The sequence below is a fragment of the Streptomyces sp. CG4 genome, assembly GCF_041080655.1.
Taxonomy (GTDB): domain Bacteria; phylum Actinomycetota; class Actinomycetes; order Streptomycetales; family Streptomycetaceae; genus Streptomyces.
Genome location: NZ_CP163525.1, coordinates 8,695,881 through 8,710,665, shown reverse-complemented (window position 1 = coordinate 8,710,665; position 14,785 = coordinate 8,695,881). Strand labels below are relative to the sequence as shown.

Genomic DNA, 14,785 nt, shown 5'->3' with positions numbered 1-14,785 from the left:
CAGAACAGCGGGGTGCTACCGTGAGCCAGTGTTCGACTCTCGAAACACTGAAACGGTCTCACAACACCATGCCGGCCATGAACCGGCTCACCGGTAGGGAAGAGAAGAGGAACGTCGATGACAAGCACCCATGAAGGAACCCCCGAGGCAGCTCCGCCCCGGCCCCACACGGTCACCGTGACGGTCAACGGCCAACCGGTCGTCGTTCCCGATCACGAGGCCACGGGCCTGGACATCAAGCAGGCCTCCATTGCCCAGGGCCTGCCGATCGACGAGGGCTTCCAACTCTCCGTCCGCCAGGGCAACGGCCGCTACGAAGTCGTGGCCGACGAGGAGAACCTCCACGTTCACGCGCATCAGGAGTTCCTTGCGGTCCCGCCGGACGACAACTCGTGATCACCCTCATTCCGGCGATCGCCGAAGCAGTCGAGGCCGTCCGTTCCCACTTCGCCGGTCACCCGGTTGCAGTTCGTACGGACGGCGCCGGCGGAGTGGTTGTGATCATCGAGGACGTGCCCGTCGGCTCCGCATACACGCCTTCGGTGACATGGCTCGGTTTCCAGATCAGCGCCGCCTATCCGGACGCAGACGTCTATCCCCACTACACCGGTGTCCTCACCCGCGCCGACGGTCAGCCGCACGGACCGGCCATTCAACGGGTTCAGTGGCAAGACCGCCCCGCCATGCAGATCTCCCGCCGGTCCAACCGCCGGGACGCCACCGTGGACAACGCCGCGCTCAAGGCCGAAAGGATCCGCCGGTGGCTCGCCGACCAGTGAACCCACCTGCAGACGGGTGGAGCCTCACCCTCCCGCCCCGGCTGTGGAACGAACTGTCCCAGCATCTCTTCCGCGACAAAGAAGAACACGGCGCCGTCATCCTCGCGGGCCGAGCCGACGGCCCGCGAGGCCCCCGCCTCCTGGCCCGCGAGCTCCTTGTCGCCCGCGACGATGAGGACTACGGCCCCGGCGAGAGGGGCCATCGGGCGCTGTCTCCGACATTCGTCCGCGACGCAATCATCCGCGCCCGGGATGAACAGCTGTCCTACCTCGCCGTTCACTGCCACTTCGGCCTCGACCGGGTCCAGTTCTCCCGCGTTGACCTGGCCAGCCACGAACGCGGATACGCCACTCTGCGGCAGATCAGCGGGCAGGCGGTCGGCGGCCTCGTCGTCACCCCGCACGCCGCCGCAGGCGACCTGTGGCTTCCCGACGGCAGCAGGACCTCGCTGAGCGAGACCGTCGTTCCTGCCGGGAACATGCTTCGGCTGCGGCCGAGTCCCGCGCCGCCCGCAGCCTCGGACCCCGTATGGGACCGACAGGCGCGGCTTCTGGGGGACCGTGGACAAGAAACACTTGCCCGGCTACGCGTCGCCGTCGTCGGCCTTGGCGGTGTCGGCAGCATCCTCGTCGAGGAACTCGCCCGCTTGGGCGTCGGACAACTTGTCCTGATCGACAGCGAAACCGTCGATGCAACCAATCTCCCGCGGCTGCTCGCAGCCGAACGCACTGATATCGGCAAGCCAAAAACCGATCTCGCCGCCCGCAACGCAAGCCGAGCGAATCCACAGATCCGTCTGACCAAGATCCCGCGACGAGTTGAAAACCCCGAGGCACTGCGTGAACTGGTGCTGTGCGACTGGATCTTCCTGGCCGCCGACAGCCATTCGGCCCGGCACTGGGTCAACGCCGTCGTCCACGAGTTCCTTGTCCCAGCGACTCAAGTCGGTGTCAAGATCCCCATCTCCCGAGATGGCAGCATCGGACAGATACACACCGCCACTCGCTTGATCGCCCCCGGCATCGGCTGCATGTGGTGCAACGGGCTCATCGACCCGACCGAACTCGCTATCGAGATGCACCCCGAGGCCGAGCGTGAGCAGGCCCGCTACGTCCTCGGTGTACCCGCACCCAGCGTGATGCCCTTCAACACACTCGCCGTCGGCGAGGCCGTGACCCACTTCCTTCTCGCATCCGCCGGCCTGCACGAGACCAACGACGATCTCGGATCAGTCATCCACCGCCCTCGAACTCGCGAACGACATCTCCAAGATCCCCGCCAGAACGCCCACTGCCGCTGGTGTACGTCCACGGGGAACCTCGGACGCGGCGCCAACGGAGAACTTGCGGCCCGGCAGGCGTCAACCACTCGAGTGTGAACTAGGACCGCCCTTGCCGCGCCAAATGCCGTGTCGCGGATCGGCCGGCCGGTCTCGGTCCCAGCTAATTCCGGTGCCAACTATCCCTCTTTTGTGCCAACTAAAAATCCTCGTCACAAGCAGGCTAACGCCGTACCCTCGGCATCCCGAGGCCGATCCAGGAGATGATCTCGCGCTGGATCTCGTTGTTGCCGCCGCCGAAGGTGAAGATGACCGCCGAGCGGTAGCCGCGTTCCAGTTCCCCGTGCAGGACCGCGCCGGCCGAGCCCTCCTTCAGCGGGCCGGCGGCCGCGACGATCTCCATGAGCCAGGCGTAGGCGTCGCGGCGGGCCTCGGAACCGTAGACCTTGACGGCGGAGGCGTCCTGCGGGGTGAGCGTGCCGTCCTGGACGGCCGTGACCATCTGCCAGTTGAGCAGCTTCATCGCGTCGAGCCGGGTGTGGGTGCGGGCCAGCAGCCGGCGCACCCAGGGCAGGTCGGCGACCCGGCGGCCGTCGGCGAGCTTGGTCTCCCGCGCCCAGCGCTGCACGTCGTACAGGGCGCGGATGGCCATGGTGCCGTGCGCGGCGAGGGTGACGCGCTCGTGGTTGAGCTGGTTGGTGATCAGCCGCCAGCCCTGGTTCTCCTCGCCGACGCGCCGGGAGACCGGGACGCGGATGTTCTCGTAGTAGCTCGCGGTGGTGTCGTGCGAGGCGAGGGTGTTGATGACCGTGCAGGAGTAGCCGGGGTCGGCGGTCGGCACCAGCAGCATGGTGATGCCCTTGTGCGGCGGTGCGGCGGGGTCGGTGCGGGTGGCCAGCCACACCCAGTCCGCGGTGTCGCCGTTGGTGGTCCAGATCTTCTGCCCATTGACCACGTAGTCGTCGCCGTCGCGTACGGCCCTGGTCTTCAGGGCGGCCAGGTCGGTGCCGGCGTCGGGTTCGCTGTAGCCGATGGCGAAGTCGATCTCGCCGGAGAGGATGCGCGGCAGGAAGTACGCCTTCTGCTCGTCGGTGCCGAAGCGCATGAGCGTCGGGCCGACCGTGTTCAGCGCCATCAGCGGCAGCGGTACGCCGGCCTGCGCGGCCTCGTCGAAGAAGATGAACTGTTCCATCGCCGTCATGCCGCGGCCGCCGTACTCCTTCGGCCAGCCCACACCGAGCCAGCCGTCGGTGCCGAGCCGGCGGATGGTGTCGCGGTAGAACCGCTTCTGCGCGGCCGGGTCGGCGTACCGGGCGTAGGCGTTGTCCGGGACCAACTGGGCGAAGTAGGCGCGCAGTTCGGCGCGCAGTCGCTGCTGCTCGGGCGTGTGGTCGAGATGCACGGCGCCTCCAGGCTCCCCAAGGGCGGTCCTGACGGCGGACACCGTAGAACGTGTTTCAGAAATAGGGAATGACGCGTCGCGGGCGAATTCCGGGACCGGTGGAGCCGCGGCGGGACCGGCGGAGTCGGACCGTACGGCAGGCGTCAGGTCGCCGCACGTCGACCGTACGTCACGGAGCGTGTCCGGTTCGTCCGGTTCTGGGCGGGGTATTCCTTTCCTATGAGTACCGCATCGATGCAGCTGGCCGCGGCGAGCGGCCTGATGAGCCTCGTGTTGTTCGTCGTGGCCGTGGGTGTACTCGCGTTCCTCGCCGGCGGCTACTGGATGACCTCTCGTGTCAGGTACCGCGAATCCCCCCGGCCACGCCCCGAGGAGCAGCCCACGCTGCCGCCGGAGGGCCCGGTGCGCGAAGTCCGGGAGAACAGGGAATCCCAGGAGGTGCCCGTGATCCCGAAGGGCGGCCGCCCGCTCACCCCGTACGAGCTGAGCAACCAGGACACCAGGCCGAGCGCGTCGAAGGAGCGTCCGCGCTGGAGCCGGGGTTCCAGCGGCTCGTTCGGCGGCGGCGGACTCGGCGCCCACTGAATCCCGACCCGGGGGATCGCTCAGCAATCCTTCCGAGCGGCTAGGAATCCTTCCGGGCGGCGTCCAGGCGGCCGACGCGGGCCACGTTCTGCCGGTCGTCGGGGTCCTGACTGGGGGTGCCGGCGAGCCAGGCGTCGAGGATCTCCTTCAGCAGCGGCTCGGAGGTCAGGCGCAGGCTCAGTGCGAGGACGTTGGCGTCGTTCCAGCGGCGTGCGCCGTCCGCCGTGACGGCGTCCGTGCACAGCGCCGCGCGTACGCCGGGCACCTTGTTGGCCGCGATGGAGGCACCGGTGCCGGTCCAGCAGCACACCACGGCCTGATCGGCGGTGCCGTCGGCCACGTCCCGGGCGGCCGCCTCCGAGCAGGCCGCCCACTGCGCGTCGGCGCCGGGGCGCAGGGCGCCGTGCGGCCGTACCTCGTGGCCACGGCGGCGTAGCTCGGCGAGGAGCAGACGCGCCACGGGTTCGTCCATGTCGGAGGAGACGGAGATCCGCATACCGCTGAGCGTAGTGCCCGCGGCACCCGGGCCGAGAGCGGATCCGAGCCCGGGGCACGACGTCGTCCGCCGAGCGCGGGCATGTCGTGGCCGGTCCGGCTCCGCGGCGGAGCCGCACATGGACACAGCCCCGCCCAGTCCAGGGCACAGGCTACGTTGAGCCGGTCACCGTCCGGTGGACGTGTTCGAGGGCGTCCAGGAGCACCGAACGGTGATACCAGCTCAGCCAGGCCGCCGTCTCCGCGGCCAGTGCGTCGAGGGTCTCGGCCTCGGCGGCGCTCGGCCGGTGCCCGGCTTCGGGCCAGTGCAGGGTGATCACGCCGGTGCAGGAGCCGGCCGCGGACAGCACCGGGACACTCTGCAGGGCGCCCGTGCCGGTGGTCAGCAGGACGTGCCGGGCCTCCTCGGAGAGCAGCGCGTCGCCGGCCACGTCGGGCACGCACACCCGGCGGCCGCGCAGTCGGGCGAGGGTGTCGGCCGTGCCCTCGTCGCGGCCGCGCACGAGGTGGTCGAGAAACGGGTCGGCGCAGCCGTGGTGGGTCTCCAGCATCAGCGCGTGCACGGCCGGGTCGACGAACCGCACATAGCCGCCCGGTGCGCGCCCGACGGCCAGTGCCGCGTGCAGGACGGCGTCGATCATCCGGCGCCGATAGCGGGGGTCCAGGCCGTCGCGGGCCAGGATCCGCAGCTGCGGCACGGGCAGCGGGCGCCGGCCCGGGAACCAGACGTCGCCGTCCGGGGGCCGGGCCACCACCACGGCCGAGACGAGGACACGCAACGGCACGTTGAACCGCTGCGAGGCCTCGCGCAGTGCCCGGAACGCGCTGCCGGAGTCCGCCAGTCCGTAGCGGACCATGAGCACGCCCTGGGCCATGCCGATGACCGGTGCGGTGCGCACCCGGGCGCGCAGTGCGCGGACCTCCTTGCGGAGATCCTCGTAACTGGGCCGCAGCGGGTCCGCCATCTGCGAGCGCCAGGCGGGCAGGTCCTCCACGCGGGCGGCGGCGCCGGCCAGTTCCCGCAGCGCCTCGTCGAGGGTGGCGTAGAGCCGGACGCCGTCCAGGCGGGCGAGGTGCACCGCCTCGCGCACTCCGGGCCGGGCGCGCACGATGACCAGGTCCGGGCGTCCGGCGCGCGACCGGGTCGTCTCGCTGAGCGTGTGCAGCACCGCGGCGCCGCCGAGCTGCACATGCGCCATGTCGAGGACGGGCCGCAGGCCCGCGCGGTCCGCCTGTTCGAGGTGGCCGCGCAGCTCCGCGGACCAGGCCTGGGCTCCCGCGGCGTCGAGGCTGCCGGAGATGCGCAGCAGCAGCGCCCCCTCGGCGGGCAGTCCGTCGACGACGGACGACTCGATGACGAGCGGGGCCGGGGCGGCGGACGGGGCGGAAGAGGGTTTCATGGCATCACCCGGACAGGACATCGCACGGAACTCGGTCGGCCGCGTCCTGACCCGTGGGAACGGTAGATGTCCGGCCCCCGGCCGCGCCATCCACCGCGCCGGGCGGAGTCCGGGCCCGCCGGGCTCACCAACTGGTGCCGCCGGGTCGCGGGCCCGCGCGTCTCGGGGTCGCCGGGGAATACAGGGAGTCGAGGGAGATCAGGGCGGCCGCCATCGTGGCGTACAACCGGACCCCCGGCAGTCCGGCGGTGCACAGCGCGTCCCGCAGCTGCGGGCGGGGCTGTACGACGGGCAGGACGCGACCGGAGAAGGCGAGGACCCGGGTCGCCCGGTCCACGGCCCGTACCGCGGCGGCGCAGGCGACGTACGCCTCGGTCATGTCCAGCACGGGGAGTTCGCCTGCCCGGTCGGCCTGGGCGATGTGTTCGGTGACCGCTTCACAGAACTCCATGGCGTGGGAGGCGTCGACCGTGCCCCGGGCCTTCAGGACGCTGACCGCGCCGGTCTCGGGCCGGTGCGCGTGCACGGTCTGTGTCAGCAGCAGGGTGGGGCGGCCGGGGCGGGCCCGGACGCGGGTCAGCTGACCGTGTTCCATGGGGATCGGACTTCCTGGGTGGGGAAGGATCAGCCAGCCGCGTCTTGACCGGGGCTTCACTGTGCCTCCGCCCCGCGCCTGACGCAACGATTCGCCTCGGGCGTGTCGCACCACGGGCAGTTCAGCCGACACACCGCCGTACGGGTGAGGCGGGACGGCCTCTCGCCGTCGCGACGGTCCCGCCGAGCCGGGCGCGCCCGTGGCCGGCGGCTCGGCCTGGCCGACCCCTTGACCCGCTCGCCCGCCCGGCCCGGTCAACTGGCCGACCTCGTCCGAGTGGTGGCGGGGTGCGCCCGTGCGACGGCGGGGTGCGCCCGCCGGGCGGCTGCGCCCGTCTCGCGCGAAGTCGCCGCCCGGGGCCGGGCGATCGCCGCACCGTGCGCGGCAGTCGGGCTCGCCGGCCTTTCCCGGTGTCACCGTCGACGTCCCGTTCACCAGACAGGCGACGGCCGTAGCGGTCCGTGACTACGGGCGCACCCGCGTGACCTCACGTGCCATCTCATGACATTGGTTCCTCGCGGTCAGGCTTGCTCGCGTTCAGGCCTGGCGGGCGTGGGACGCGAGGCGATCGGCGAGCGCGATGACGAGGTTGCGCAGTTCATCGGGGCGCTCGATGACGAACGGACGGTCGAGTGAGGCGAGTACCGGAGGCAACCAGTCGAGCCGCTCCGCCCGCAGCTCGACGCGCAGCCAGCGCTCGGTCGCCTGGTGCTCGCCTGCCACGGGCGCGTACTCCTCCAGGCTCGCGACGCTGGCGGGAAGGTGGGCGCGGATCTGCCCAACCGTCCCGTGGATCCGCAAGGTGACCTCGTGCCGGTACTCGGCCGTGGAGAAGGCTGACAACAGGCGATGTGCCGGATCGGGACCCGCGGGCGCTTCGAATGAGCCGGGCAGGGTTCGTGCGTCTGCGATGCGATCGAGCCGGAAGGTTCGGTCCTCGCCGACCTGGGCGTCCTGGCCCGTGACGTACCACCGACCCGCGTGGGCGACGATCCCGTACGCGTGCAATGTGCGTTCACTGCGCCGTCCGTCACGATCGGTGTAGCGGATCGAGACCGGTCGGCGGTGGCGCACCGCATCGGCGGTGGTGAGCAGGACCTCAGCGTTCGGGGTGTCGAAATCACTGGGCTGATCCGTGAAGGCGACGGCCTCCAGGAGTGTGTCGAGCCTGCGGGCGATGTGCTTGGGCAGCACCCGCCGGATCTTCGCCGATGCCGTCTCGCTCGCCGTGCGCTCCGTCGTCGTCAACCCCGCTCGGCGACCGGCGACCAGGCCGAGCAGCACGGCCAGCGCCTCGTCGTCGCTGAGCATGAGCGGAGGCAAGCGGTACCCGGGGGCGAGCCGGTACCCGCCGTAGCGCCCGCGCACCGATTCCACCGGCACGTCCAGGTCGATCAGCTGGTCCACATACCGCCGCACAGTGCGCCCTTCGACGCCGAGCCGGTCGGCGAGTTCGGCCACCGTCCGGGTGCCGCCCGACTGCAGCAACTCCAGGAGTGTCAGCACGCGGCCGGTGGGTCGAGGCATGTGCACAGCCTAACGCGAAAAGGGGACCGATTCTGTCCACTATTTCTCCTAGCCTGCGACGTGCAGCGATTCCGGCAGCCAAGGAGATCCCCATGGAATTCGTCTCGATCCGCATCATCACCAGCGACGTAGCGCGCCTCGTCGAGTTCTACGAGCGATCCACAGGGGCGCGGGCGACGTGGGCCACCGAGGACTTCGCCGAACTCAAGACCGCGGGCGCCACCCTCGCGATCGCCGGCACCCGCACCGTCCCGCTGTTCGCCCCGGGATCTGCCCGCCCGGCGGACAACCGCAGCGTGATCACCGAGTTCCTCGTCGACGACGTGGACCGCGTTCACCAGAACCTGACCGGCTTCGTCACCGACTTCGTCAACGGGCCCACCACGATGCCCTGGGGCAACCGGTCGCTGCTGTTCCGTGACCCCGACGGCAACCTCGTCAACTTCTTCACCCCCGTCACCCCGGCGGCCATCGAAAAGTTCGCACGCTGACGCCACCCACAGCCGCGCAAACGGGAGCCCCGAGACCCCGGGGCTCCCGGTGAACGCGGCCGCCCGGTCCGGGAGCGCCACCAGCAGGGCGCATCGGAACGCACCGCTGACCCTCGAAGGACGTCTGCGCTTGTGTCCGCGGATCGGCGCCGGACGTCCGATCGCGCACGTGGCTGCGGAAGCCGGGATCTCCCGCCGCTGCCTGGCCAAGTGGTACGCCCGCCGGCGCGCGCACGGCGAGAACGGACTACTCGACCGCTCCTCCCGCCGGCTCGCCCTCTTCGCAGCCGACTGCAGCAGAGACAAACCGTCTCGGCCTCGGCCTCCGCTGCATCCTGGCCATGCACGTCATCTTCCACTGGACCGGATGGGATTCAGCACCGCACAGCGAGCGACCTGGTCCGAGGCTGCACGTGAAGCACTCCTCGGTCAGTGAGCCGGCGGCGGTGCAGCAGTTGCATCACCCTCGCGGCTTGTTCACTGGCCAGGGCTCTGGACCCAACTTCAGGCGTGCCGTGTCCGGCCCCAACCTGACCGGTCTGTGGTGTCGCATCATGACATCCGTGTAGTCCTCTTCGACCAGACAGTGTGTTCAACGGCGAGAGCTTTCCTCCAGCTTCTCGAAGAAGAACTCGTGCTTGGGAAAGGAGACGTCGTACTCGTGGCCGGACTGCGGCGGCAGCAGTTGGGAGGCCTGGAACAGGCGCCACCCATCCTGCAGCGCGGCAAGCCCCGTGCGGTAGGGCGGCTCGTCGCTGTCGCCGGTCGTCGGACGGGTTCGGCCGGTCCCGTCATATCGGGACCAGCCCACCACGTCGGCTTCGAGCGCCGACGACGCAAGGTAGTTCGGCCCCTTCCTCCGCATAGATGCCCCCGCGGCGCCGCCATTGGCCGATGCCGTCCCACGCCCGCCCCCCACCAGCTACGGCAACAGACCAACCAACCCGTTGGCAGGGCGGGACTCGGCCAGGGTGGCCCATATAGGCAGCCCAGTACCGCTGGGAAGGTGCCGGTCACCGCCGCTCATTGAGGACTGTGACCAGCCCGGTCACCTCGTAGCGGACTGCGAGCTCGGCCGCCGACAGCCCATGTGACGCATCACGCCATCCAGGCCGTCGCCGGCATGTACAACCACGCCCTCGGCACATGACCGTCCAGACCAGCCGGCCGCTTCCGGCCGCCTGATCACGGCCTCGTGCCCTTCCCTTCGCCCACCACGTGCACAGAACCATGAGGGCGGGACGTCGATCGATGTAGGTTCACTCCTCGTAACGGAACTCGGTGGTCGCGGGCCCCGACGCGTTGGTGTGCAGGGTGCCGTCGGGGCCGCCCGTCCGCAGCCGCCAGGAGTGTGGGCTGTCGGTCGTGACGCTGAGGCGTTCGCCCTTTCGGCGGACCTCGAAGCGGGCCGCCTCACCAGGGCCGTTCGTCGACGGGATCACGACCGTGCGGCGAGCACCGTCCGCGAAGGCGTGCACCCTCAGCTCGACATCGTCCGCCCAGGCCGAGACCGGGCGCTGGTCGTCGGCGGCGAAAGGGATGACGGAGTCGGGGCGAGCCAGCAACGGCAGGGTGTGGAAGCCGTGCTGCTCGCGTACCCAACGGGGGCCGGTGACCCGGACGCCGGTCAGGACGTTGGTCCAGGTGCCCTCGGGCACGTAGTACTCGACCGTGCCGTCGTCGGTGAAGACGGGAGCGACGAGCAGGTCATCGCCGAGCATGTACTGCCGGTCGAGATGACCGGTGGTGGGGTCGTCGGGGAACTCCAGGACCATGGCCCGCATCACCGGGACGCCGGTGGTGTGGGCCTGCTGGGCGGCGCGCTGGAGGTACGGGGCGAGGCGGTGTTTGAGGAGGGTGAACGCGCGGGTGACCTCGACGGCCTCCTCACCGTAGTCCCAGGGGACGCGGTACGACCGGCTGCCGTGCAGGCGGCTGTGCGAGGAGAGCAGACCGAACTGCACCCAGCGCTTGAACACGGTCGGCGTGGGAGTGCCCTCGAAGCCGCCGATGTCATGGCTCCAGAAGCCGAACCCGGACAGGCCGAGGGAGAGTCCGCCGCGCAGCGACTCGGCCATGGCGTTGAAGTGGGAGCCGCAGTCGCCGCCCCAGTGCACGGGGTACTGCTGACCGCCGGCGGTGGCCGAGCGGGCGAACAGCATCGCCTCGCCCTCGCCGCGCTCCTCGCGCAGCAGGTCGAAGACGGCCTGGTTGTAGAGGTGGGTGTAGTAGTTGTGCATCCGCTCCGGGTCGGAGCCGTCGTGCCAGACGACGTCGGTGGGGATGCGCTCGCCGAAGTCGGTCTTGAAGCAGTCCACGCCCTGTCCGAGCAGTGTGCGCAGTTTGCCGGTGTACCACTCGCGGGCGGCGGGATTGGTGAAGTCGACCAGGGCCATGCCTGCCTGCCACAGGTCCCACTGCCACACGCTGCCGTCCGGACGCCGTACGAGGTGGCCCTCGCGCAGGCCCTCCTCGAACAGCGGTGACTTCTGGGCGATGTACGGGTTGATCCAGGCGCAGACGCGCAGTCCGCGCTGCTTGAGCCGAGCCAGCATGCCCTCCGGGTCGGGGAAGGTCTCGGCGTCCCACGTGAAGTCGCACCACTGGTGGGCGCGCATCCAGAAGCAGTCGAAGTGGAACACGCTCAGCGGGATACCGCGATCGGCCATGCCGTCGATGAAACGGCCGACCGTGGCCTCGTCGTAGTCGGTGGTGAAGGACGTGGTCAGCCACAGGCCCAGCGCCCAGGCCGGCGGCAGGCCCGGGCGGCCGGTGAGCGCGGTGTAGCGCTCCAGGACCTGCTTCGGGGTCGGGCCGTGGACGACGAAGTACTCCAGCGACTGGTCCTCGACGCTGAACTGGACCTGGCCGACGGCCTCCGAGCCGACCTCGTAGCTGACCCTGCCGGGATGGTTCACGAAGACGCCGTATCCGCGGTTGGTCAGGTGGAACGGGATGTTCTTGTAGGCCTGTTCGCTGCTGGTGCCGCCGTCGGCCTGCCAGATGTCCACCGTCTGCCCGTTCTTGACGAACGGGGTGAAGCGCTCCCCCAGGCCGTAGACCAGCTCTCCGACTCCCAACGACAGCTGGCCGAGCATGTGGTGGCGGCCTTCGGCGTCGGTGACGAACCCGGTGCCGCGCTCGCCCGCGGAGGTCAGCACGTGACCGCCGGCGGAGAACTCCAGTCGCCACGGCTGTTCCGTGTCCACGCGCAGCGTCAGTTCGCCTGAGACCAGTTCCAGCACCGCCCCGTCCCGACGCACTTTGCCGGCCTCCGGACCGGCGCCGGGCAGCGCGAACTCCGGTCCCCGGCGCACCGATCCGGCATGGTGGGTCGTCCGCACACCGATGACCCCCTCGGCCGGAGACCAGCACTCCACGGTCAGCAGCGGGCTGTTGAGGGTGTCACCGCGCCGGCGCACGTGTTTCACGGGCGCGTACAGGGTCATCCGCTGGTCGTCGGCGCGGACGTCCGCGACCTCGGTGGCATGGCGGGCCGTGCAGCCGGGGCGCATCAGCCAGTAGCCGTCCGTGAACTTCATCGGGCAGGTTCCTCCGTACGCGCACGGTGCGCGGTGATCAGACCCCGGTACCAGCGGTAGCTGTCCTTTGGGGTGCGGGCCAGGGTGTCGTAGTCGACGTGGACCAGTCCGAAACGCCGGTCGTAGCCGCGTGCCCACTCGAAGTTGTCCAGCAGCGACCAGGCGTAGTAGCCGCGTACGTCCACACCGGCGGCCATGGCATCGGCCACGGCGGCGAGGTGCTCGGCGAGACAGCCGACACGGTCGGGATCGTGGATACGGCCGTCGGGTGCGACGGTGTCGGCCTCCGCCGAGCCGTTCTCCGTGATCCAGATCGGCGGCGACTGCGGGTAGCGGACCTGGAGGCCACAGAGCAGTTCGGTGAACGCGGACGGGACGACCGGCCGGCCCATGGTGGATTGCCGCGTGCCGTAGGGGTCCAGTTCGGCCACACCGATGTCCACGGCAGTGCGCTGGCCGGGGTCGGCGACGCGGTGCGGTGCGGCGGCCACGGTGAGGGGCCGGTAGAAGCTCACGCCGAGGAAGTCCAGCGGCGTGCCGATCAGGTCCAGGTCGCCCGGCAACCGCCAGGGGCCGTCGGCGAGCCCGGCCCAGGTCTCGGCCTCGTGCGCGGGGTGGCGTCCGGCGAAGAGCGGTTCCGTCCAGATGTCGTTGTGCAGGGTCTCGGCGCGACGGCGGGCGGCGATGCCCTCAAGCCGGTCGGACGCGGCGTGGATGCGGTCCAGGACCGCGGCGACCGCGCGCAGCAGCGCCTCCTGGGGCTCGGGCAGGTCGATTCCGGTACGGTCCTCCGTCTCCCGGCCGTTGATCACCGGGTGGTTGCCGAGGACGACGATCGCCACGTCGGCCTCTTCTGCGGCGGCCCGCGCCTCGGCCTGGCCGTCGCGCAGAAGTTCGCGTTGCCAGCGCTCGGCCGTCTCGGGGCTCTCGGCGGTGACGCGCACCCGGCCGTCGGCGGTATCCCGGCCCGCGTAGCGGCCGATGCGCACGTTGCGGAGCAGAAAGGTCTCGTCCTCGGCGTCCGGGTCGGGCTCCGGACGGAAAGTTTCATCGACGAACCAGGACGTGAGCAGCGCCCGGTCGGCGACGAGGGCAACGTCGCCCTGGACGCCGAGGTAGCCGCCCGTGTCGTCGTCGCACAGGGTGAGGACGCCGTCGCCCCACTCCTGGACGTCGAACGCGGTCCCGCCCAGCGGCTTGCCGGAGGTGCGGGAGAGCAGCCTGATCCGGTCGGCGCCCAGCACGCGGACCACGTGGCCGTCGCCGTCTGCGAGTGCGGCTCGCAGACCGATCGCGATGCCCACCTGGTACGGCATGGTGCCGCTGTACCAGTCCTCGTACAGGGCGTCGGCGTGCGGCCCGATGACGGCGATCCGTGGTGCTCGCTGCGGGTCGAGGGGCAGTAGGCCGTCGTTCTTGAGCAGCACCACCGGCTCGGTCGCGGCGCGCAGGGCCAGGGTGCGGTGCTCGGGGCGGTCGATCATCTCCGGGCCGATGTCGGCGTACGGATCAAGATCGGGGTCGAACTCGCCGAGACGGAAGCGGAGTTGCAGCTGATGGCGCACCGCCCGGTTCACGTCCTCCTCCTCGATCAGTCCGCGCTCCAGAGCCTCGCGCAGCCGGCCGATCACGGTCGCGCTGTCCTCGCGGTGGTCGGTGAAGCTGTCGATACCGGATTTCAGCGCGGCGGCGTGGGAGGCGGCATGGTCCTCGAAGTAGTGCTCCAGTTCCACCAGGTTGCAGGGCGCTTCCTCGTCGCTGACCACGAACGGCTCATGGCCCGTCTGCCCTGCCCCGCACCGCAGTTCGTCCTCGATGAGCGGACTGACGCGGCGAGGGCGGCCGTTGACCAGGTTGTAGGCGGCCATCGCGCCGGTGGCCGATCCGGAGGCGACGATCGGGCGGAAGGCGACCAGGTCGTACTCGCCGGCCGGCCCCCGGCAGTACGCGGTACCGAGGCGCGCGGTGTGCAACGGGTCCTCGTCCCATGTGGCTCCCAGCCCCACGGCCTGGGGAAAGACGGTCGCCACCCCCAGCCGAGCCACGCCGTGCAACGCCTCTGTCCCGGTGCGGAACGAGGCGATGCCCAAGCGCGGGATCACGGAACGGCAGTCCGCGGTGGCGGAAAGGGAGGGAGAACCCACGAGTCAGACCCCTCAACAGGCGAGAGTGGATGTCGGGTGAAGGGAAAATGTCGAAGCGCATCGACGCTTCCATCGTCATGACCGACTGTCAATGGACCTGCGAAAAGAACCTCTCTTTCGGTTCGCACTCTTGTTTCGCATAAAACATTTCCGTTAACTTCGCGTATCGAGTGAAGCGCTTCGACACTCCCGGAGGGAAGGAGCCGCCACCATGCCACACGCGTTGAACCCCAGAAGCTTCGTCGGCGCAGCCGCCTCGTTCCCGGGAGTGGCCGCACTGGCTCCGTTGCCGTCCGCCCACGGGGGTGGCGGACAGCGACACACGGGTACGAACACGAAGGCGGGTCTGAAGGCGGCGCTGCCGGACCATGTGCCGGGTACGCCCGTGGCACCGGACATCGCCTCGGTGCCGGGCAGCGACGGCGGGCCGACGCCCGGCAACTCCTACTGGTGGTGCTCCCATTTCAACGTCGGCGAGCCGGCCGGGACGCAGCCCGCGAACTTGACGCCGTATCCGTCCGGCATACCCGCTCCGCCAGCAGGTT

The 14,785-nt window shown here is 70.2% G+C and carries 13 protein-coding genes and 1 pseudogene; 6 read left to right on the top strand and 8 right to left on the bottom strand.

The window, feature by feature from the left end; genetic code table 11:
- The first annotated feature begins 117 nt into the window (after window positions 1–117).
- The 3 genes from AB5L52_RS40170 to AB5L52_RS40160 are packed head-to-tail and all read left to right on the top strand — an operon-like array spanning window position 118 to window position 2,158.
- On the top strand, window positions 118–396 hold the full coding sequence (locus AB5L52_RS40170) for a multiubiquitin domain-containing protein (RefSeq protein ID WP_369368176.1): 279 nt from the start codon (window positions 118–120) through the stop codon (window positions 394–396).
- Complete coding sequence (locus AB5L52_RS40165; protein ID WP_369368175.1) at window positions 393–779, top strand: hypothetical protein; 387 nt, start codon at window positions 393–395, stop codon at window positions 777–779. Before AB5L52_RS40170 ends, AB5L52_RS40165 begins: the two co-directional genes overlap by 4 nt.
- A complete protein-coding gene (locus AB5L52_RS40160; RefSeq protein ID WP_351562567.1) occupies window positions 761–2,158 on the top strand; it encodes a ThiF family adenylyltransferase in 1,398 nt (465 codons plus the stop codon). Before AB5L52_RS40165 ends, AB5L52_RS40160 begins: the two co-directional genes overlap by 19 nt.
- Before the next feature lie 124 nt (window positions 2,159–2,282).
- On the opposite strand, the gene AB5L52_RS40155 is transcribed toward AB5L52_RS40160, so the two are convergent.
- Window positions 2,283–3,461, bottom strand: a complete 1,179-nt coding sequence (locus AB5L52_RS40155; protein ID WP_351562569.1) for an acyl-CoA dehydrogenase family protein — start codon at window positions 3,459–3,461, stop codon at window positions 2,283–2,285.
- Window positions 3,462–3,680: 219 nt separating this feature from the next.
- Between AB5L52_RS40155 and AB5L52_RS40150 the strand changes: the two genes are divergently transcribed.
- Window positions 3,681–4,046, top strand: a complete 366-nt coding sequence (locus AB5L52_RS40150; protein WP_351018612.1) for a DUF6479 family protein — start codon at window positions 3,681–3,683, stop codon at window positions 4,044–4,046.
- A 40-nt stretch (window positions 4,047–4,086) separates the two neighbouring features.
- On the opposite strand, the gene AB5L52_RS40145 is transcribed toward AB5L52_RS40150, so the two are convergent.
- From AB5L52_RS40145 to AB5L52_RS40130, 4 genes are all read right to left on the bottom strand, one after another.
- The gene (locus AB5L52_RS40145) at window positions 4,087–4,542 is read right to left on the bottom strand and encodes an RpiB/LacA/LacB family sugar-phosphate isomerase (RefSeq protein WP_351562571.1); all 456 of its coding nucleotides are present in this window, start codon (window positions 4,540–4,542) and stop codon (window positions 4,087–4,089) included.
- Between the two features lie 151 nt (window positions 4,543–4,693).
- Window positions 4,694–5,941: an ANTAR domain-containing protein gene (locus tag AB5L52_RS40140; RefSeq protein WP_351562573.1), complete on the bottom strand. Its 1,248-nt coding sequence runs from the start codon at window positions 5,939–5,941 to the stop codon at window positions 4,694–4,696.
- A gap of 124 nt (window positions 5,942–6,065) precedes the next feature.
- Window positions 6,066–6,536 (bottom strand): anti-sigma factor antagonist, encoded by a 471-nt coding sequence (locus AB5L52_RS40135; protein WP_351562575.1) that lies wholly within the window; start codon window positions 6,534–6,536, stop codon window positions 6,066–6,068.
- Window positions 6,537–7,073: 537 nt separating this feature from the next.
- Window positions 7,074–8,063 (bottom strand): helix-turn-helix transcriptional regulator, encoded by a 990-nt coding sequence (locus AB5L52_RS40130; RefSeq protein ID WP_369368174.1) that lies wholly within the window; start codon window positions 8,061–8,063, stop codon window positions 7,074–7,076.
- 92 nt (window positions 8,064–8,155) lie between these two features.
- Between AB5L52_RS40130 and AB5L52_RS40125 the strand changes: the two genes are divergently transcribed.
- Window positions 8,156–8,554: a VOC family protein gene (locus AB5L52_RS40125; protein ID WP_369368172.1), complete on the top strand. Its 399-nt coding sequence runs from the start codon at window positions 8,156–8,158 to the stop codon at window positions 8,552–8,554.
- Between the two features lie 49 nt (window positions 8,555–8,603).
- Window positions 8,604–8,819 (top strand): annotated as a pseudogene (locus tag AB5L52_RS40120) (leucine zipper domain-containing protein); the annotation flags it as partial.
- Between the two features lie 327 nt (window positions 8,820–9,146).
- On the opposite strand, the gene AB5L52_RS40115 reads toward AB5L52_RS40120, so the two are convergent.
- From AB5L52_RS40115 to AB5L52_RS40105, 3 genes are all read right to left on the bottom strand, one after another.
- The gene (locus AB5L52_RS40115) at window positions 9,147–9,419 is read right to left on the bottom strand and encodes a hypothetical protein (protein ID WP_351018627.1); all 273 of its coding nucleotides are present in this window, start codon (window positions 9,417–9,419) and stop codon (window positions 9,147–9,149) included.
- A gap of 394 nt (window positions 9,420–9,813) precedes the next feature.
- Entirely contained in the window at window positions 9,814–12,096 is a 2,283-nt protein-coding gene (gene yicI, locus AB5L52_RS40110; protein ID WP_369368170.1) for an alpha-xylosidase, read from the bottom strand.
- Window positions 12,093–14,198 (bottom strand): family 1 glycosylhydrolase, encoded by a 2,106-nt coding sequence (locus tag AB5L52_RS40105; protein WP_369368168.1) that lies wholly within the window; start codon window positions 14,196–14,198, stop codon window positions 12,093–12,095. Before AB5L52_RS40105 ends, yicI begins: the two co-directional genes overlap by 4 nt.
- Window positions 14,199–14,785 lie beyond the last annotated feature (587 nt).

What these genes read in the sequence shown, in the direction of transcription:
- AB5L52_RS40170 (WP_369368176.1), top strand. Translation starts at nt 118, where the DNA reads ATGACAAGCACCCATGAAGGAACCCCCGAGGCAGCTCCGCCCCGGCCC.
- AB5L52_RS40150 (WP_351018612.1), top strand. Translation starts at nt 3,681, where the DNA reads ATGAGTACCGCATCGATGCAGCTGGCCGCGGCGAGCGGCCTGATGAGC.
- AB5L52_RS40145 (WP_351562571.1), bottom strand. Translation starts at nt 4,542, where the DNA reads ATGCGGATCTCCGTCTCCTCCGACATGGACGAACCCGTGGCGCGTCTG.
- AB5L52_RS40140 (WP_351562573.1), bottom strand. Translation starts at nt 5,941, where the DNA reads ATGAAACCCTCTTCCGCCCCGTCCGCCGCCCCGGCCCCGCTCGTCATC.
- AB5L52_RS40135 (WP_351562575.1), bottom strand. Translation starts at nt 6,536, where the DNA reads ATGGAACACGGTCAGCTGACCCGCGTCCGGGCCCGCCCCGGCCGCCCC.
- AB5L52_RS40130 (WP_369368174.1), bottom strand. Translation starts at nt 8,063, where the DNA reads ATGCCTCGACCCACCGGCCGCGTGCTGACACTCCTGGAGTTGCTGCAG.
- AB5L52_RS40125 (WP_369368172.1), top strand. Translation starts at nt 8,156, where the DNA reads ATGGAATTCGTCTCGATCCGCATCATCACCAGCGACGTAGCGCGCCTC.
- AB5L52_RS40115 (WP_351018627.1), bottom strand. Translation starts at nt 9,419, where the DNA reads ATGCGGAGGAAGGGGCCGAACTACCTTGCGTCGTCGGCGCTCGAAGCC.
- yicI (WP_369368170.1), bottom strand. Translation starts at nt 12,096, where the DNA reads ATGAAGTTCACGGACGGCTACTGGCTGATGCGCCCCGGCTGCACGGCC.